17 protein-coding genes and 1 pseudogene are annotated in these 18729 nt (G+C 53.7%); 5 read left to right on the top strand and 13 right to left on the bottom strand.

What is annotated here, in order from left to right; translation table 11 throughout:
* Window positions 1–178: 178 nt before the first annotated feature.
* The 3 genes from BM373_RS17645 to BM373_RS17635 all read right to left on the bottom strand — a co-directional run bounded on the left by BM373_RS17645 (window position 179) and on the right by BM373_RS17635 (window position 3752).
* Window positions 179–1501 (bottom strand): MFS transporter, encoded by a 1323-nt coding sequence (locus BM373_RS17645; protein WP_090464340.1) that lies wholly within the window; start codon window positions 1499–1501, stop codon window positions 179–181.
* Window positions 1502–1762: 261 nt separating this feature from the next.
* Entirely contained in the window at window positions 1763–2797 is a 1035-nt protein-coding gene (yhjD, locus tag BM373_RS17640) for an inner membrane protein YhjD (RefSeq protein ID WP_090464337.1), read from the bottom strand.
* A gap of 52 nt (window positions 2798–2849) precedes the next feature.
* A complete protein-coding gene (locus tag BM373_RS17635; RefSeq protein WP_090464334.1) occupies window positions 2850–3752 on the bottom strand; it encodes a LysR family transcriptional regulator in 903 nt (300 codons plus the stop codon).
* Between the two features lie 119 nt (window positions 3753–3871).
* Between BM373_RS17635 and BM373_RS17630 the strand changes: the two genes are divergently transcribed.
* Entirely contained in the window at window positions 3872–4630 is a 759-nt protein-coding gene (locus tag BM373_RS17630) for an SDR family NAD(P)-dependent oxidoreductase (RefSeq protein WP_090464331.1), read from the top strand.
* A 298-nt stretch (window positions 4631–4928) separates the two neighbouring features.
* On the opposite strand, the gene BM373_RS17620 is transcribed toward BM373_RS17630, so the two are convergent.
* Window positions 4929–5618 carry a hypothetical protein gene (locus tag BM373_RS17620; protein ID WP_090464325.1) on the bottom strand — a complete coding sequence of 230 codons (690 nt, stop codon included), beginning with the start codon at window positions 5616–5618 and terminating at the stop codon, window positions 4929–4931.
* Entirely contained in the window at window positions 5564–5752 is a 189-nt protein-coding gene (locus BM373_RS17615; RefSeq protein WP_256214680.1) for a helix-turn-helix domain-containing protein, read from the bottom strand. Before BM373_RS17615 ends, BM373_RS17620 begins: the two co-directional genes overlap by 55 nt.
* Before the next feature lie 99 nt (window positions 5753–5851).
* On the opposite strand from BM373_RS17615, the pseudogene BM373_RS22005 reads away from it, so the two are divergent.
* Window positions 5852–6010: pseudogene (locus BM373_RS22005) on the top strand (IS4 family transposase); the annotation flags it as partial.
* 61 nt (window positions 6011–6071) lie between these two features.
* Here BM373_RS22005 and BM373_RS17610 read toward each other — a convergent pair.
* Both BM373_RS17610 and BM373_RS17605 read right to left on the bottom strand, forming a co-directional pair.
* The gene (locus BM373_RS17610; RefSeq protein WP_090464322.1) at window positions 6072–6473 is read right to left on the bottom strand and encodes a YdeI family stress tolerance OB fold protein; all 402 of its coding nucleotides are present in this window, start codon (window positions 6471–6473) and stop codon (window positions 6072–6074) included.
* 75 nt (window positions 6474–6548) lie between these two features.
* Window positions 6549–7076, bottom strand: coding sequence for a GNAT family N-acetyltransferase (locus BM373_RS17605; protein ID WP_090464319.1), 528 nt, complete (start codon window positions 7074–7076; stop codon window positions 6549–6551).
* 137 nt (window positions 7077–7213) lie between these two features.
* Here BM373_RS17605 and BM373_RS17600 point away from each other — a divergent pair, with 137 nt between their 5' ends.
* Complete coding sequence (locus tag BM373_RS17600; protein WP_090464316.1) at window positions 7214–8809, top strand: STY4199 family HEPN domain-containing protein; 1596 nt, start codon at window positions 7214–7216, stop codon at window positions 8807–8809.
* Window positions 8810–8844: 35 nt separating this feature from the next.
* Here BM373_RS17600 and BM373_RS17595 read toward each other — a convergent pair whose 3' ends face one another.
* Window positions 8845–10494, bottom strand: coding sequence for an alpha,alpha-trehalase (locus tag BM373_RS17595; protein WP_090464313.1), 1650 nt, complete (start codon window positions 10492–10494; stop codon window positions 8845–8847).
* A 379-nt stretch (window positions 10495–10873) separates the two neighbouring features.
* On the opposite strand from BM373_RS17595, the gene BM373_RS17590 reads away from it, so the two are divergent.
* A complete protein-coding gene (locus tag BM373_RS17590; protein ID WP_090464310.1) occupies window positions 10874–11959 on the top strand; it encodes a serine hydrolase domain-containing protein in 1086 nt (361 codons plus the stop codon).
* A gap of 33 nt (window positions 11960–11992) precedes the next feature.
* On the opposite strand, the gene BM373_RS17585 is transcribed toward BM373_RS17590, so the two are convergent.
* From BM373_RS17585 to BM373_RS17575, 3 genes are all read right to left on the bottom strand, one after another.
* On the bottom strand, window positions 11993–12418 hold the full coding sequence (locus tag BM373_RS17585; protein WP_090464307.1) for a CopD family protein: 426 nt from the start codon (window positions 12416–12418) through the stop codon (window positions 11993–11995).
* A 120-nt stretch (window positions 12419–12538) separates the two neighbouring features.
* Window positions 12539–13867 (bottom strand): 6-phospho-alpha-glucosidase, encoded by a 1329-nt coding sequence (locus tag BM373_RS17580; RefSeq protein WP_090464304.1) that lies wholly within the window; start codon window positions 13865–13867, stop codon window positions 12539–12541.
* Between the two features lie 11 nt (window positions 13868–13878).
* On the bottom strand, window positions 13879–15417 hold the full coding sequence (locus BM373_RS17575) for a PTS transporter subunit EIIC (protein ID WP_090464301.1): 1539 nt from the start codon (window positions 15415–15417) through the stop codon (window positions 13879–13881).
* Window positions 15418–15680: 263 nt separating this feature from the next.
* On the opposite strand from BM373_RS17575, the gene BM373_RS17570 reads away from it, so the two are divergent.
* Window positions 15681–16379, top strand: coding sequence for a GntR family transcriptional regulator (locus tag BM373_RS17570; RefSeq protein WP_090464299.1), 699 nt, complete (start codon window positions 15681–15683; stop codon window positions 16377–16379).
* A gap of 48 nt (window positions 16380–16427) precedes the next feature.
* On the opposite strand, the gene gorA is transcribed toward BM373_RS17570, so the two are convergent.
* Window positions 16428–17780 carry a glutathione-disulfide reductase gene (gorA, locus tag BM373_RS17565; RefSeq protein ID WP_090464296.1) on the bottom strand — a complete coding sequence of 451 codons (1353 nt, stop codon included), beginning with the start codon at window positions 17778–17780 and terminating at the stop codon, window positions 16428–16430.
* Window positions 17781–17853: 73 nt separating this feature from the next.
* Window positions 17854–18696: a 23S rRNA (adenine(2030)-N(6))-methyltransferase RlmJ gene (locus BM373_RS17560; protein ID WP_090464293.1), complete on the bottom strand. Its 843-nt coding sequence runs from the start codon at window positions 18694–18696 to the stop codon at window positions 17854–17856.
* Window positions 18697–18729 lie beyond the last annotated feature (33 nt).

Here is an 18729-nt window from a genome sequence, read left to right as displayed (position 1 = left end):
CACCCCGGCCCTCTCCCCAGGGGAGAGGGAGCAAACCATCCCCTCACCCCGGCCCTCTCCCCAGGGGAGAGGGAGCAAACCATCCCCTCACCCCGACCCTTTCCCCAAAGGAGAGGGGGCGGGATTGTGCACGGACTGTCCCCTCTCCCTCAGGGAGAGGGTGAGGGTGACAAGGAAACTACAGCGACTGATCCTTCGTCTCGTGCGTCAGCACCAGCGCAATCAGCGTCAGACCGGCCATCGCCGCCAGGTAAACCCCAACATAGAACAGCCCATAATTCGCCGTCAGCCAGGCCGCAATATACGGTGCAACTGACGCGCCCAGAATCGACGACACGTTATACGAGAACGACGCCCCGGTGTAACGCACTTCGGTCGGGAAGAGTTCGGGCAGCAGCGCGCCCATCGGACCGAACGTCAGACCCATCAGGCTCAGGCCAATCAGCAGATACGCCATCACCAGCAACTGATTACCGGAACCCAGCAGCGGCTGGAACACAAACAGCGCGAAGATAATAATGAGTGAAGTGATCACAATCATCGACTTACGACGACCGTAAGCGTCCGCCAGCAGCCCGGCAATCGGCACCATAATGCCAAAGCCAATCACCGCCAGCATCAGCATCCACAGCACTTCGTTACGCGGCAAGCCGAGGCCCACCGGAGCCGGCGTGGTGCTGTAGGTCATGGAATAAACGGTCATGATGTAAAACAGCGTATAAGTCGCCAGCATAATAAAGGTGCCGAGCACAGTTACGCGCAGATGTTTAGTCAACAGTGTACCCAGCGGCACTTTAACCTGTTTCTTCGCGGCAGCGACCTTAGCGAACACCGGCGATTCATGCAGCGACACGCGCACGTACAGGCCGATAATCACCAGCACGGCGGAGAAAATAAACGGCACGCGCCAGCCCCAGCTCATGAACTGCTCGTCGGTCAGCAGCCACGACAGCAGCAGGAAAGTACCATTCGCGAAGAAGAAGCCAATCGGCGCGCCAAGCTGCGGGAACGAGCCGTACAGCGCGCGTTTACGTGCCGGGGCGTTTTCCGTCGCCAGCAGCGCCGCACCGCCCCATTCACCGCCAAGGCCCAGGCCCTGACCAAAACGCGCCAGCGCCAGCAGCAGCGGGGCGAAAATACCAATCGTTTCATACCCTGGCAGCAGGCCGATCAGCACCGTGGAAATCCCCATGGTGAGCAGCGATGCGACCAGCGTTGCTTTACGTCCGACGCGATCGCCGAAGTGTCCAAACACCGCCGAACCAATCGGACGTGCAATAAAGGCAATCGCGAAGGTGGCGAGAGACTGAAGCGTAGCCGCTGTCGGATCGCCCTGCGGGAAGAAGATATGCGGAAAGACGATGACCGCGGCAGTGGCATAAATATAAAAGTCGAAGAACTCGATGGCGGTGCCAATCAGGGAGGCGACGACGACTTTATTACGCGAGTTTACCGGTGGGCTTTCCTGCTCATTGTCGAGGGTTGTGGCTGTAGCTTGCATAGAAAATTCTTATTTTATGGCGAACGAACGACCATATTACGCACAGCAAAAGCGACATTTCAATCTGTAACAAATCGCCGGGCTGGTGACGAATTGCGCAAAAAGCGGATAATTTTCATGCCTGCTAATTATCTTCCATGAAATGCTTCACAGAATTTTATAATCAGCATATAAAACTGGTTTTCGGTTAAATAAAAGTTACGGGCTGGTTTTTCATGCTGAAATGATGAATTGGGCTGAAATTATCAGCCCGACAGATGATTAACGGTGTGATTTGCCCGGCATTTTCGGGTCATCTTTATACTCGGCGGTGGCGATCCACGCGGCGCAAAACAGGGTTAAGCGTGCAAAGAAATAGAAGAACGCCATGATGCCGAGCACCGAACCAAAGGCTGCACCGGAAGGCGAAGTGACCAGCGACGGCAGGGTGTAGGTCATGATGATCTTGATCACCTCGAAGCCGATGGCGGCGATCAGCGTGCCGCGGATCAGCGCTTTTTTGCGCGGGCGATGGCGCGGCAAGCGCCAGAAAATCCAGAAGAACAGCAGGAAGTTGGCGGCGATTGAAATGGCGAGGCCAATCAAATGCCAGACCGGTTTCAGCCAGCCGATGTAATCCAGATACAGCGCTGAAATAATCATCTCCTGCGCGGAACCGGCAATCGAGGTGATCGACAGCGTAATGATCAGCGCCACCAGCAGGCCAATCAGCGAGACAAAATCACGGAGGTATTTTACCCAGAACTTTTCTTCGTCCTGGGCGGTACGCTCCCAGACGTCACGCGACTGGGCACGGATCGCCTCACGTAAGTTGCCCATCCAGTTAATCCCGGAATAGAGCGCCACCACCAGCCCAACCAGTCCCACCGTGGTACGCTGCTGTACGGCAATGTTCACGGTGCTGTTCAGGGTGCGGGCCAGCGTCGGATCGCTGACGCTGTTCAGAATGTTATTGAAGATGTCCTGCAAAAGCGTGGGGTGCGACACCAGGATAAACCCCGCGGCGGCGAAGGAGACCATCAGAATGGGGATCATCGACAGGAACGAGAAATAGGTAATGGCTGCGCCAAACTGATTTCCCATGCGGTCATTAAAGCGCTCTGCGGCGCGGATAATGTGGGCAACCATCGGGCGGCGCTGGATCTTCTCCGCCGTCTCTTTCACCGTTTCGATGGCTCCGCCCGACTCGTGGTTTTCTTCAGGTTTTGGCTCAGGCGGTGTCGCCGTTTCTACTTTTTTGACCGGTTCATAATCCAGATCCTGGGTCGGTCGCTTCTCGTTATTTTCCGCTGTCATCGGGGGCCGTGTTCCTTTTCTTTTGGCGTGATGTACAGCCAATTATAGACGGTCATGCATCAACGTAGGCCTTCATCACCCCCGACAACCACTCCATGAACAGATGCACCCGGCGTGAGAGGTTACGGCGGTGCGGGTAAATCAGCGAGACGGGCATTGGCCGGGCGCGGTATTGCGGCAGGATTTCAATCAGCTTGCCGGCGCGCAGCGCGTCACGCACGCCGATGCGCGGCACCTGGATAATCCCCAGTCCGGCAAGGCAGGCGGCGTGGTAGGTTTCGGTACTGTTGACCGTTAAAATTCCGCCGGTTTTCACCCACTGGGTGGCGTTATCTCGGTACAACTCAAACCCCTGCGGGCGCACGCCGAGATTTACCGCATAGTGCACCACGGCATGTGAGGAGAGATCGTCCAGGGTTTCCGGATAACCAAAACGCGCCAGATAATCGGGGCTGGCGCAGTTAATCACCGACAGTTGCCCCAGCGGGCGGGCGATCAGCCCTGAGTCTTTTAGCGTGCCGACGCGCACCACACAGTCGAACCCTTCGCGGATCACATCCACCAGCCGGTCGCTGCTGCTCAGTTCCAGCTCAATGCCGGGGTACTGCTGCACAAAGGCGGGCAGGCGGGGGATCACCAGATTCTTCGCCACGCCGACGGGCATATCGACGCGCAGTCGCCCGCTGAGCGTCGAAGGATCGTGCAAAAATAAACCATCGAGTTCATCAAGGTTAATCAGCAGATCTTTTGCCCGCTCGTAATAGACCATGCCGTCCTGAGTGAGCTGAACGCGGCGGGTAGTGCGGTGGAGTAATTGCGTGCCAAGATGGTTTTCCAGCGCCTGGATCTGGCGCGACACGCTGCCTTTTGGCAGGCCAAGTGAGTCTGCCGCGCGGGTAAAACTTTCTAATTCTGCCACGCGAACAAACAGTTGCATTGCATAAACTTTATCCAACCTTAACCCCTATTGTTGTCAAAGATGAAACAGTGAAGCGCACCGGGCGGTCTTTATTGATTTTCTATCACCTAATAAGCTGCTTCTCAATCTCCACACCGACAGAAATGAGGTTTCTTATGACACAACGTATCGCATTAGTGACCGGCGGCAGCCGTGGACTGGGAAAAAACGCGGCGCTGAAGCTGGCGGCGAAGGGAACGGATATTATTCTGACCTGGAACAGCAACGCCCAGGATGCCGCCGACGTGGTGGCAGAAATTGAGCGCAAAGGCGCGAAAGCCGTGGCGTTGCAGCTGGATGTCAGCGACACCCGCGGCTTTGAATCTTTCGCTCAGGAAGTGCAAAACCAGCTTAATAGCGTCTGGGGTCGGGATAAGTTTGATTATTTATTAAACAATGCGGGTGTGGGTTTACACGCCGCGTTTACGGACACCACCGAAGCGCAGTTTGACCAGATGCTGAACATCCATCTCAAAGGTCCGTTCTTTCTCACGCAGCGCCTGCTGCCGCTGATGAACGACGGCGGGCGCATTCTGAACGTCTCCTCGGGCCTTGCCCGCTTTGCTATCCCAGGCTCCGGTACCTATGCGGCGATGAAAGGAGCGATGGAAGTGTTAACCCGCTATCAGGCAAAAGAGTTGGGCGCGCGTGGGATTTCCGCCAACATCATCGCCCCCGGCGCGATCGAAACCGATTTTGGCGGCGGTCGCGTGCGCGATAATGCCGAAATGAATCAGTTTATCGCCTCGCAAACCGCACTGGGCCGCGTCGGTCTGCCGGATGATATTGGTGACGCCATCGCCGCGCTGTTAAGCGACGAACTCGGCTGGATGAACGCGCAGCGCGTGGAAGTCTCGGGCGGGATGTTTTTGTAACAGGTAAAGCATGACGGCTCTGTCAAAGAGCAGAGCCGTTAAAGGATACCTGAACGTTTTACCATTCGCCGTAAGGGTAGGTTTTGCCTTTGATGAAATCGGGCGTTTCACCATTTACAGTAACGCGTAAAAATAACAATCATAAATATGGCGAATACGCCTATAGGCCAGACAGGGCTGTCCGGAAAAAAATACCCCTGAAGCAGTGCGAAAATAACCGTGAGAATGACAGGCCCGTAAAGCGATGATAAAAACCTGAGTTGCCATAATAGAAATTTCTTTAGTGATTGAATCATGATTATCGGATCATCCGGTTGATGATGTTTGCTATATCGGAATCAGACGACCATTGCGCTTCCATTGCGCCCGCACGCTCGAATACCGGTTCAATCAAGAAATACATCATTTCCAGTTGTTGCATGTAAAGTGCTGAGTAATAGGCCGGGTATTGGACGTATAAACGATGAGCGCTATTCGCCGCTTTTTGAACCAGACCATATGTAGCCACAACCCCTGCAACCGTACCCGATACTCGTCCCGTAAGGGCACTAAGTTGCACACTTAGATTCAATCCAATACGGACGCTGGTAGCGACCGCTAAAGCGTACCCCGCACTTGTAAGCGTGCTGGCAGCAATATGGATATTCACGCCCATAAGCGCTTTTTTAATATGCTCTAATTGAGCATTAGTTTTGTATTTTAATATTTCCTCAAAGTAGATCCGAAGCATTTCGTAGACAACGTCACCATGCTGGATAATGCGAATAACAGCATTCCTGAAGCGCAGATCTTCCGCCTTTTGCTGCTGGCAAACATCGTTATATTCATCAGTAAAACAGGACGTATAATACAGCAGGCGGGTAGTACCCTCTCCTAAAATTTCAACTTGATTTGTGACCTGGTGACCGACGGCAGAAACTGCATGGTCGAGCTTTAATGCGAGAATCCTGTTGGCCTGTAGGTAATTGATGACTTCATTGTTATACATAACCGCTCCTTGTTTATTTTCATTAGATCCAATTTTTCATTTTTCCCCACAAGATAGCATTGGTAGACAGTGAGGCGCGAAACTGAAAATAGTTCGGCCAGATCTCTTATGGTATACCCACCGCTTCTGTACATTCTACAAAGCTCTTTTGGCTGTTTATTAGACTATTCTGGTTATTTCCCCACAGTTTCCCTTTTGTCCGGGCGATGGTCATCCTGAACGTACGCAGACGTTACAATCTGGTGCGGTATCAGATGATAAAGATGGCAGGTGCGCTGAAACGTCTACTGGCCGAATCAGCTGCGCTTCTCAGTATCCTGTGGTCTAATGATGCGTCTGCTCTAATGACATTTCAGAGAGCAGCATCAGGTCGAATACCGCAATTGATACAGTGTGAATAAAAAAGCCAGTCAGTTGCTTAACTGACTGGCATTAGGGCTAGGCCACATTTATTTACTGCTTCTGAAAATGCGTGACTTTTATCCGCATCGGTTTTTGTTTCGCGTCCAGCGAGCCGCTGATACCGACCAGTTCATCCGGGGTGACATTTTTACCGTCAAATATCGCCATCGGGATATAAGCGTCCATCTGGCCTGATTTATCGCGGAAGGTATAAATATCTTCGCCTTTCTTCTCAATCAAATTACCGCGCAGCGAAATAGAGGCACCGTCATGCATCTCTTTTGCCTGCTTAACGTTCATGGTGCGCGCATCTTCGATACCGCGATAACCGTCATCAAGTTTGTGAGCAGGCGTTGGCGCTTTCTCCTCAGTGTTCAGGCCGGGTTTTTCATCGGCAAGTGCCGGGAGAGTAAATAATGCCGCCAGGCTGGCGGCGAGGATCATTTTCCGCATACTAACTCCTTACGCTCGGTGAGATAACGTAAGCCTGGCATAAGGTGTGCCATTGCACAGGGTGAATCGTCTGGATCAGCGATATTCGTGGCGCAACAGGCCAAATAACCAGTCGTTTTGCCACTGCCCGTTAAGCCAGAACGCTTCGCGCAATTCCCCTTCCTGAACAAAGCCCGTTTTCTCCAGCAGCCGCTTTGAGGCGTGGTTCCCCGCTGTGACCGTGGCAATCATTCGCCGGATACCGCCGTCGTGAAAGGCGTAATCACAGACCGCACGCAGCGACTCGTAGCCAATGCCTTTTCCATGAGCCTGGGGGATAAATAAAAAGCCCACTTCTGCACAATCGTCTTCGCGGTGGATATAGCCCGTCACGCCAAGCGGTTGCTGAGTTGCGCGATCGAACACCATCAGGCAGAGCCAGTGCGGGCTTCCCGGTGACCAGAGAGGTAAGCGGCTATCAAACGCGTCGTGAATGTCGGCGTGGGAGCGCGTGTCGGAGACGTAGCGCATGATGTCAGTATGTTCATAAAGCGACAGGAAAAACGGCCAGTCGGTGGACTGGATCTGGCGGCAGTAAAGACGGTCGGTGGTCAGTTCAATCATAATCACTTCCAGTATTATTGCGACGGTCACTGAACTTCATCATAAAGCAGACTATCCTTTAAGTGCCCGGAATAAAAAGAAAAAATAAAATTTTGTTGTCGTGATATTCGTCTTCTGGTTGTACTTAAAGGAACATTATGATGCACAATTCAGCGCAAAGATTACGTGAACAGTTCGAGCAGTGTATTGGCATTATTCGCCAGGCGTCTGTCGAAATCTTATCGCTTCTGGAGGTGCGGGTCAGCGAAGGCAAAGATCCGCGCTGGTTTCTGGAACAGCTTGATAACGCCCGGCTGAGCCTCGGCGGTTGGGGCGCGGTTGCGCACCGACTTAAGCTCAACGACGCGGAGTTAACCCAGTTCACCCTGCAATTACGCCACCTGCAACAGCGCGTGCCGCAATATGAGAGCGGGCAGGATGTGAGTGAAGATCAGTTGATTACCGCGCTGCGTTTTATGACCGCGCTGGAACATCTCCGGCAAAAGCAGCCGCTACTGACCTACAGCACGGAACTGGCGCTTCCCGGCGGCACACAGCAGCAGCGGGCGCTTGCGCAGCTTCGCGCGATTGAGCTGATGATCGCTTCACTGGTCTACGAAGCCTGGCCGGACAGCGTGCGCCTGAGTAACCATCTCAAAACGCAGTTTGGCGTGGATCGCGTACGTCGCTGGCTGAAACTCGGCGAGCGCAACGACGTGTTAAGCGGCATGCTATTTAGCGAACTGGCGCTGCTGCTGGTCGATAAAAAAGAGTTTTCTCAGCATTATGCCGGGCTGTTTGACGATCCGGCGGCGCTGACGCTGTTCGTTGAGCCGCGCAAAACCCTGCAAATTTTCCTCGATGATATTCGCCAGATCCGTAACACCGTGACTTCTCAGCACCCGCTGACGCCTGTTCAGCTCAGCCTGCTGGATAACTATTTCCCGCAGATCACCGACGCGGTGCAGCGCGCCTTTAACGAGGGGCGCACGAAGACCAGCCCGGCGGCGTTACAGGCGGCAGGGGTCGATGAGCTCCACGGATTCTGGGAATGGGCGCAGAAGAAGGCGAAGGCGACCGGGGGCGATATTTTTGAAGTGCGCGATAACATTGAGCGTCAGGGGCTGCGCGCACCGCGTAGCCGCGAGGAGCAGGAACAACTGGTGTCAGGCCTGCTCTGGGGCGCGGTGGGCGTAATGGTGCTGATGATGTTCGGCGGCGGTCTGTGGCTTTTTACCAGCGGCAGTTCCGCGCCGGCCGTGGCGCAGGTGCAGCCCCCGCAGGTGGAAATGGAAGGCCCGGTACGCGAAAAACCCTCGGCGCGCGAAAATCTGACCCGGATGGGGATTACCTGGGATGAAAGTAATTTCCGCTCGGCTATCGGGCGCAACGACATCCGCGTGGCGACGTGGTTTTTGCAGGGCGGGATGGACTGGAAACTTTCCTGGACCGAAGAGGCGATGGCGGCCAACCATGAGGACGTGCTGGATCTGCTCCTGCGCTATCGGCTGCAAATGAGCGAACTGAAACCGTGCCGCCGTTTTATCAACACCTTAACGCATGCGATGGCGGACGGTGCGCCGCTCACCGGGCAGCGTAAGGCTTATCTGCGCGCGTTTTGTACCACGCCTGCGGTGGTAAAACGCCAGCAATACGAAGCCGAACAAGCGCAAAAGCGTAACGCCGCCGCGCCCTCTGCGTTTAATAAAAAATGGGCGACTATTCAGTCGTCCATTTATGAGGTGATTGATTAGGCAGGCCGGGGCGCTACCCGGCCAGTCAGCGCTCGTTACGGCTCGCCGTACAGCCCGATTAATCGCCGTATCACGCCGTTTGTCCAGCCGAAGCCGTCCTGGAGCGGGTATTCACCCCCGCCCCCTTCACGCGGTGTGCCGCCTGCAATGTGGTACTTCTCAATCAGCTTGTGGTGCTGCTGATAAAAATGGTTCACCGTGTGCAGCCAGCTTCGGGCGATTTCATCCCCAAGCGTATCGTTGCCATAGAGTTTGAAGCCCTGAATCGCCATCCACTGAATCGGTGACCAGCCGTTCGGCTTGTCCCACTGTTCGCCGGTTTCATACTCGGTCGCCATGATGCCGCCGGGCGTGAGCAGACGCTCCTGCACCGCCAGCGCCAGCCGATCGGCCTGTTCATGCGTCGCCATGCCCACGTACAGCGGGACAATACTGGCCGCCGAAAACAGCGCCATTTCGCCGCGCCGCCAGTCGTAGTCACGGTAGCAGCCTTTCTCGTCATCCCACAGATAACGGTTGACCGCCGCCCGGCGATCGCTCGCCCGCTGGCGGAACAGTGCTTCACCTTCACGGTCACCCTTCAGGCCGGAAATATTGGCGATGGTGCTTTCCAATTTGAACAGAAACGCGTTCAAATCGATGGGGATAAACTGGGTGGTGCGAATGCTGGCGAGGCGATGCGGATCGCGCAGCCAGCGGGAAGAATAGTCCCAGCCCGACGCCGCACCCGCACGCAGGTCGCGATAAACCTCCGCCGCAGGGCGCGAGGAGTGACGGGCGGTTTCCACGTCTTCCAGCCAGGATTCATCGCGCGGTGTGTCGCGGTCATCCCAGTAGCGGTTGAGCAGAGAACCGTCCGGCATACGCACGGCATGGCGGTAGGCCTGATTCAGCGCCAGCGATTCCGCGCCGTCCATCCAGAAGGCGTACTCCATCAGCAGGTGCTCGTGATAGCGGCGCGCGCCGCGCACGCCATCTTCCTCAAACAGCTCGACCATCAGCGCAAACACCGGCGGCTGCGAGCGGCTCAGGTAATAGGTACGGTTGCCGTTAGGAATGTGGCCGTACCTTTCGATCATCCACGCGAAGTTATCGGCCATACATTTCAGCAGGTCGTTACGGCCACTTTCGGCAAGGCCGAGCATGGTGAAGTAGGAGTCCCAGTAGTAGGTTTCGCTGAAGCGTCCGCCCGGCACGATGTACGCCTGCGGCAGGGCCAGCAGCGAAGACCAGGGGATGTGATCCTGCGGCTCGCGTGTCAGCACCGGCCAGAGCTGGTCAATGTGATCTTTGAGCGAGTTTTTAGGATCGGAAACGTACTCGCTGCCGTACTGCTCAGGCAGCCAGAAATGCGCCTTCACGAATTTTTCTAAATCAAAATCCTGGCGGCGCTTAATGCGGCGATAGCGAATCAGGATATCGAGCGGGTCCATTTTGGGCGCACAGTCGGGAAAGGTTTTACTGTCGACAAACAGGCGCGTGGACTGGACGTGCTCAAACAGTTCCAGATAACGATCGGCAGGCGTGAGTGCATCAGAGGCGGGAAGCCCCTCGATCATCTCCGGCTCTGGTTCCGCTTCGAGCATCTCTTTGAGCTTTAGCTCATAAGGATCATTTTCAAAACGGATTTCTTCTTCGATCACGAAGTCAACTGATTCATCTAATTTTAGTTTCTGGTTGAACATTGTGATGCAGCCTCCGGATGGCGTCATAAAAAGAGACGGGTATTGCCCGGTAATTCACTAAGCTTAGTCATTCATACCGCCGTTTGAAGGGCAAAGTGTGCGGCGGATCACACTTATCAGCGTCTGGTTTTAGGCGACGTTGAGATAACTTTTTGTATTTTTTCAGGAAGTGGGAAACAGCCGCAAAAGGCCCGATGACGAAATTCAGAGCATTCACTTTGCAACGATTTATTAATAGCTCAATTCCTGTCAAATTATACGCCTTGCGAATCATCTCATATAAGAAAATAACGTGGACATTGATACCATTAGGCGCGCACTTTGCGTCTTGATTATATCATCATCAGGAGTCGGCTGCGGTAATAGTACGCTCTCCCAAATGACAATGCCTGCCGCAGAGATTAGCCAGTTTAGCCAGAGCGGACGCGAGCCTGCGATTGATCTTATCGTTAAGAATTACCAGCAAAAAAAAGCGGTGACCGGCATGGTGGTGGCGGTGATCCGTCACGGTGGCCCGGCAGAATTTTATCAGTATGGTGTGACGGATGAGCGCCACCGTTATCCGATTACCCCGCAGACGCTGTTTGCTCTTGGGTCGGTGAGTAAAGGGTTTACCGCTGAAGTGGTCGCCTCGCTGGTTAACGAAGGTCGCCTGCACTGGAACGATACGCTGGTGACGTTGCTGCCTCCGGGCACCCGCTTAAGCGCCGACGCACAAAAAATAACGCTTCTTCATCTGGTTACACATACGTCCGGTCTGCCCCGGCAGCCGATGGATTTACTCACCATGGAAAACGTGGTGCGCTATTTTTCCAGCGGCGAAAACTTTTATCAGGGGCTGGATAACGATCGTGTCGTGGACTGGATGGCTGATTTTACGGCACCCGATGAACGCCTGCCGCGCTATTCCAATATCGGCTATGCCCTCATTGGCTATATTCTGAAATATAAAACGGGCGAATCTGTCGAAACGCTGGCGACGCGATATCTCTTTCAGCCGCTGCATTTACAAAACACCAGTTTTATTGCGCCAACGCTGCGCGCTTATCCCGTGCGGGCGCTCGGACATGCTGGCGATCAGCCGAAACTCATTCCGCGTGGGCAATTAACGCCGGACTGGATTTTTAATAACAATATGATGGCCGCTGCCAGCTTATACAGCAGCGCAGGCGATTTGATTGAATATGCCCGCGCCCACTTTACCCCGACGGCAAATTCCCGGCTGAATAAAACCTTCCAGGACGCCACCGTCAGTTATTTTGAGCGCCCGCAGGAAGCGGCAAACCTTGGCTGGGTCACCGATCGCATTAATGACAGCAAAATCACCTATCAGGTTGGCTATATCGGCGGTTATTCCAGTTACATTGGCTTTGATAAGAAAAATAAGAATGCGGTTGTCGTGCTACAGAACAGTTTTAACTGGAGCAACTATATTGGGCATACGCTGCTCACCCGCCTGCAATAAGAGCCGAAGCAGACTTCGGCTCTTTAAGTCAAATTACCCTAAGAAATGACCCATTTTCGCCAGAATAACCACAAGGGCGGCCGCCACGAGAATGATATAGGGAGCGTGACGCACCATCGGATTGCTTCTGGCAGTCTCGCCACCCGCCAGTCTGCGCAAGCTGGCTGAGAGCATACCGTGCAGGCCGGAGAGGAAAATCAGCACAAGAATTTTGATGATAAGCCACAGGGGAATGCCTCCGCCGTGGCTGACGATCATGGCGATGCCGCAGGCCCACAGGATCAGCATGGCCGGGGAGGTGACGCTGCGACTCCAGCGGCGCACGTAGCCGATAAGGGCGTTATCGCCCGAATTTTTGCCCAATGAACAGGCGACCACCACGACAGCCATCAGTAACAAACCGCCCAGCCAGACCATTCCTGCAATCAGATGGATAACGTTTAACCATTGGTGAGTCATTTTTTTCCCTTATTAATTACGCTAATTAAGCAAGCGTACTCTTTTCAGGGATTAAAGTTGAGTAAGTTCTTATGAAAATACCCGGCGGCGCAACGCTGCCGGGTCATTATGGCGGGGGAATTAATGGAGTTCAGGCCAGTAGTCTTTATTTGCCGCAATTAAATCGTCGAGAATCGCTTTTGCAACCGAGGCGCTGGGCACGGTTTTTGACAGCGTGAGCGCCTGCCAGAGCTTCTGATAACTGCCTTCAATCCAGGCTTCCACAACCAGTTTTTCGACCGCCACCTGCTGTTCCATCAACCCTTTCTGGAACGTCGGGATTCGGCCCATTGCCAGCGGTTCCGGCCCGTTAGCCCCGACCAGGCAGGGGACTTCCACCATCGCGGTTTCGTCAAAATTCGCAATCGCCCCGTTGTTTTCCACAATCAGCAGCATTCTTTCCTGCGTGTTAAAAGCAATCGCACAGGCCAGATCCACGATAAAGGTTGCATGGGCACCCGCATGGAAATGGGCTTCGCGGGCGCTTTCACGTTCCACAATGTGCCGGGCCATGTCGAACACCTCTTTTTCCCGGCCGATGACGATCTCATTGGCGCGGGTATGGTTCGGATTGGAGTGTTCGACCACATAATCCGGGTAAAAATAGTATTTCAGATAGGTATTGGGCAGCGTCTGTGGATCAAGGGCAAAGAGATCTTTCGCTTTTCTGAAGGTCTCAATCCAGCTCGGCGCTTTGTGCTGAAAGTCTTCCGCCGGGCTACAGTAACCCTGTTCAGCGACATGCTGTTTCAGCGCGGGCATAAGATCGTTTCCGGCCTTGTCGGTGATGCTCGTCCACCAGCCAAAATGATTCAGACCGTAATAGCGGACGTTCATCTCTTTACGTGATGCCAGGCCGAGGATATCGGCGAAGATCCCTTCAATAGCCACCGGCATATCGCAGATATTGATGATTTTCGAGGTCGGGCGTAAGCGTCGGGTCGCTTCAGCGACAATGGCCGCCGGGTTGGAATAGTTGAGCATCCAGGCGTTCGGCGAGTATTGCTCCATGTAATCGACCAGTTCCAGCACGCCCGCAATGGATCGCATACCGTAGGCGATGCCGCCAGGCCCGCAGGTTTCCTGGCCCACGACGCCATATTTCAGCGGGATTTTTTCATCCTTTTCACGCATCTCGTAAAGGCCAACGCGAATGTGCGCCATGACGAAATCGACATCGGTAAATGCCGCCTGCGGGTCGGTGGTGTAGCTGAACGCCACTTCAGGATGACGCTCGTTGACCATGATCTGACAGGCTTCGCCCAGCACGCTCTGCCGTTCGGCGTTATTGTCATACAGCCGAATTTCACTGATAGGAAAGCGGTTCATATTTTCCAGCAGCATCAGCACGATACCCGGCGTATAGGTGCTACCACCGCCTGCAATGGTCACGATAAATTTATCTTTCACTTGCCACCTCTTTATTCATTGATACCTAAAGCCGTATTGACGTTATTTCTGACTTTGTTCACGCTTAAGCCGTAAATAACCTGAATGTGATTTCCTTTGATTAATACGCCGGTGCCGCCGGTTTGTTTCAGTAATGCTTCCTGCACTAATTCCGGGCTATGCACATCAACACGCAATCGGGTAAAACAATTATCGACGGAGATAATATTGTCCCGGCCACCCAGCCCTTTGATGACGTTCTCACCTAATTGATTATTTGCGAGAGGCTGTGGATGGGCTTTTTCTTCGTCAGGCGTGTCGTCTGCGTTGCGTCCTGGCGTCGCCATATTAAATCGGGTGATAACAAATTTACCGACAACGTACATCGTCAGGGTTTCAATAAGCCCCAGCAGCACGAACAGCGGCCACTGAGTTCGCCCGGCACCTGCCGGAATGTTGTAGACAATAAAATCGATGATGCCGTTTGTTGCGCAGACCCGGACATTGAGCATCCACGCCAGCATTTGAAAGAAACCATCGAGTAAGGAATAAATCAGCCACAGCAGCGGTGCGGTGAAAATAAATAAGAACTCGAAGGGTTCGGTAATGCCGACCAAAAACGAGGTCACAATCAGCGGAATTAACGCCGCTTTTAACCGGGGCTTCAGTTCAGGACGTGCGGTTTTATAAAACGCCAGCGCCATCCCGGCAGTACCGAAAATCTTCACCATGCCATAGGTCAGGAATCGCGCCGAATCGCTTAACGCACCGCCGGCATTGTTGGCGATTTCTGCCAGAAAAATGGGCTTCGCGCCGATCACCGTCTGCCCGTCAACCAGCAGTTGCCCGCCGATGGAGGTAAAGACAAACGGCGACCAGATCAGATGATGTAACCCCGTCGGAATTAAAAAGCGATTAAGAAAGCCGTACAGAAATACGCCGAGGGAGCCGAACGTTTTCATAAACGTCGTCAGCGCCGAAATTCCGTGCGCCACCACCGGCCAGATATAGACGGTCGCCACGGCCAGCACAGCCACCACGGGGATCATAATAATCAGCACCAGCTTGCTGTTGCCGTAAATCGAGAAGGCCCCGCGAAATTCGGTATTAACGAACCGGTTATGAATAAAGGCGACCAGCGCACCTAAAATAATCCCTAAAAAGACGCCGATATCAACGACTTTAAAGCCAAAAATAAAGATCTGCCCGCTGCCGTAAAGTTCCGCGTTAGTGGCCCCTTCCGCCAGGCGCTGGGTCAGGGTTAACCAGCTATTATTTCCTGCCAGATACATGAAATAAGACATCGCGGCGACAAAAGAGGCTTCTGCTTTTCGGGTTCTGGCAAGCCCACTGGCGAGTCCCAGGCAAAAGAAAAAGCCCAGGTTATTCATTATTGCCCACAGCATGCTGGAGGCATATTTGCCGATGAGATAGAGCGTACTGCTTTCTGCTACCCACAATTTATTGGTTGCCATGCTAAATAAGGCAATTAAAAGACCCACTACCGGCAGATAAAGCACCGGACCGATCATTGCTTTCGAGAAGTCCTGTAATTTTTTTAATACGGCCATCTGACACACCCTCGTTTCTTGCAGATTGCTTGCAGAAAAACCTGAACATTAGAATCATCTTACGTGGCGGGGATTTTCATACAGACCCGAAAAGAGAGCATTTGTGATATAAGTCATATAATCACGGTGCAAAGAAATATATAAATTTGCGTAACTTCATGTATGAGTTATCTATTATGCGTGGGGTGTTGATAAAAAATATAGCAATTACATCGAGTTGAGATAATTCTTCACCGTCAAATCAGACAGCGAGAGATCTAGAAGTGATATATAAAACCATTGCCGATCAGATAAAAGTGCGTATCAACAGTGAGGAGTATGAGATCGGCGATATTCTCCCGAGCGAGAAGGCGCTGGCGCAGGAGTTGCAGGTTTCAGTGATGACGGTGAGAAAAGCGCTGGCGCTGCTTGAGAGCGAAAAACTCATCATTAAGCGTCACGGCAGCGGTTCGTTTGTGGCGCGTAAAATAAACTATCACGGCGGGGAACTGGACGGTTTTAACTACCAGATGAACGTGGTGGGCGTCACCAATTATGTTAACAAAGTGATTGAATTCTCTATGCTTGATGCGCCGCTGGCCATTGCGCAGCAGCTCAAAATAGAACCTGGCGAGAAGGTCTATTACATCCGGCGCATTCGCATTATTGATGACATTCCTATCCTGATTGAAAACAGTTATATCCCTGTCGCGCCTTTCCCCTGGCTTAGCATCGGCAATATGGAGCAATCGAAATTCAATTACTTTCGCAAGGAGTGCAATATCACCATTCTTGAAAGCCACCGCAGTTATACCCCGGTGCAGGCGACGAAAGAACAGGCGGAATTGTTGCAGGTGCCTGCGGGATCTTTATTACTGCGCGTGCAGTCGGTGAGTTATTCGCAGGATAACAAGATTGTCGATTTGTCAGATATTTATCAGAACACCAATAAATACATCGTGAAACACGTTATTCGACGTTAAGCGGTGCAGGGGAGAAAAAACTGGCCTGTTACGGCCAGTTTTTCAGCGTTAGCGCATGGTGACAAATTCTTCCGCGCCGGTGGGGTGGATCGCCACGGTGTTATCAAAGTCCTTTTTCGTTGCGCCCATTTTCAGCGCCACGGCGAAGCCTTGCAGGATCTCATCCATACCAAAACCGATGCCGTGAATGCCGACGATTTTTTCGTCTTCACCCATGCAGACCAGCTTCATGCGGCAGGGCTGGCGATGGGAGGTGACGGCGGTGTACATCGCGGTGAAGGACGATTTATACACTTTCACTGCGTCGTCGCCATACTGCTCGCGCGCCTGCGGTTCGGTCAGGCCCACGGTGCCGATTGGCGGATGGCTGAAGACCACGGTAGGGATGTTGCTGTAATCCAGATGCTCATCCGGCTTGTTGTTAAACAGACGCTCGGAGAGGCGACGGCCTGCGGCGACCGCGACAGGGGTGAGTTCTACCGCGCCGGTGTTATCACCCACCGCGTAAATGCCTTCCACGCTGGTGTTCTGGAATTTATCGACGACGATGTAGCCTTTTTCATTGGTTTTCACTCCTGTGACTGCCAGGTTGAAATTGTCGTTCGATGGCTCGCGGCCAATCGCCCAGATCAGGCAATCCACGGTCAGGCTGCGACCATCTTCCAGGGTCAGCAACAGGCTACCGTCAGCATTTTTTTCCACGCTTTTCGGTATCGCATGGGTGTGAAGCGTCGGGCCATCGGCTGCCATCGCTTCCACCAGCGTTTCGGTGAGCATCGGGTCAAAGGTGCGCAGCGGCGCGTGTTGACGCACCAGCAGATGCGTTTCGGCTCCCAGGCCGTTGACCACGCCTGCCAGTTCCACGGCGATGTAGCCTGCGCCCACCACTGCTACACGCTTCGGCAGCGCTGAAAGCTCAAAGAAACCGTCGGAGTTGATGCCATATTCCGCGCCAGGAATACTCGGGCGGCTCGGACGACCGCCGGTGGCGATCAGAATGTGATCGGCGGTGATCGTCTCACCGTTCACTTCCACGGTTTTTGCGTCCACAAAGCGGGCGAAGCCACGGATCACATCAACGTTATTCTTGTTGAACACGTTCTCGTACGAGGTGTGAATGCGGTCGATGTAGGCGGTGCGGCTGGCGACCAGCTTGCTCCAGTCGAATTTGTTAACGGTGGTGTCAAAACCGTAGTCCGGGCCGTAAAGATGAATCGCTTCGGCGATTTGCGCCGCATGCCACATCACCTTTTTCGGGACGCAGCCGACGTTAACGCAGGTACCGCCCAGTTCTTTGGCTTCAATCAGGGCGCACTTCTGGCCGTACATCGCCGCGCGATTAATAGAGGCGATACCGCCGCTGCCGCCGCCGATGGCGAGATAATCATAATGCTTTGTCATGACCGTTCCTTAAGTGAATCGCATTTTTGGGCATTGTAGCCCGCGATTTAAAAGGTTCCACCAATGGGTGTGATTACTCTGGCACTACCCAGTTCACCAGCGCATGGCCCGTGCCGGCTGGCACCAGTTTTTTGTGCAGCCATGGCAGCACGTTTTGCATCTGTTGCTCCAGCTTCCACGGCGGATTAATCACAATCATGCCGGACGCGGTCATGCCGCGCTGATCGCTGTCCGGGCGTACCGCCAGCTCAATTTGCAGAATGCGGCGGATGCCGGTGGCTTCAAGTTCCTTCAACATACGTTTGATTTGCGTACGCAGCACGACCGGATACCACAGCGCATAGGTGCCGGTGGCAAAGCGTTTGTAGCCTTCAGCGATCCCCTGCACCACCGCCTGATAGTCACTTTTGATTTCGTACGGCGGGTCGATGAGGATCAGGCCACGGCGTGATACCGGCGGCAGTTTGGACTTAAGCTGCTGGTAGCCGTCAGCGCGCGCGACTGTGGCACGGTCGTCTTTCTGGAACTCAGAGCGCAGCAGCGGGAAATCGCTCGGGTGCAGCTCGGTGAGTTGCAGACTATCCTGCTCGCGCAGCAACTGGCGGGCGATGAGCGGCGAGCCAGGGTAGTAGCGCAACGTGCCGCTGCGGTTAAAGTGCTTGAGCACCGTGATATAAGATTCCAGCTCCGCCGGGAGATCGTCCTGCTGCCAGATGCGGGCGATTCCTTCCAGATATTCTCCGGTGCGCTCGGCGTGTTCGCTGGCAAGCTGGTAACGGCCCGCACCCGCGTGGGTATCAAGATAAAGAAACGGTTTTTCTTTCTCTTTTAATGATTCAATGATCAGGCTTTGAACGGTGTGTTTGAGGACGTCGGCATGGTTGCCGGCGTGAAAACTGTGACGATAACTGAGCATGTAGCGCGTTCCAATGGCCTGAAGAGGGTATGT

Origin of the sequence: Enterobacter sp. kpr-6 (assembly GCF_900116015.1) — a bacterium.
Lineage (GTDB): Bacteria > Pseudomonadota > Gammaproteobacteria > Enterobacterales > Enterobacteriaceae > Enterobacter_D.
Note: the sequence above shows the minus strand (reverse complement) of the source record. Positions and strands in the feature narration are given on the sequence as shown.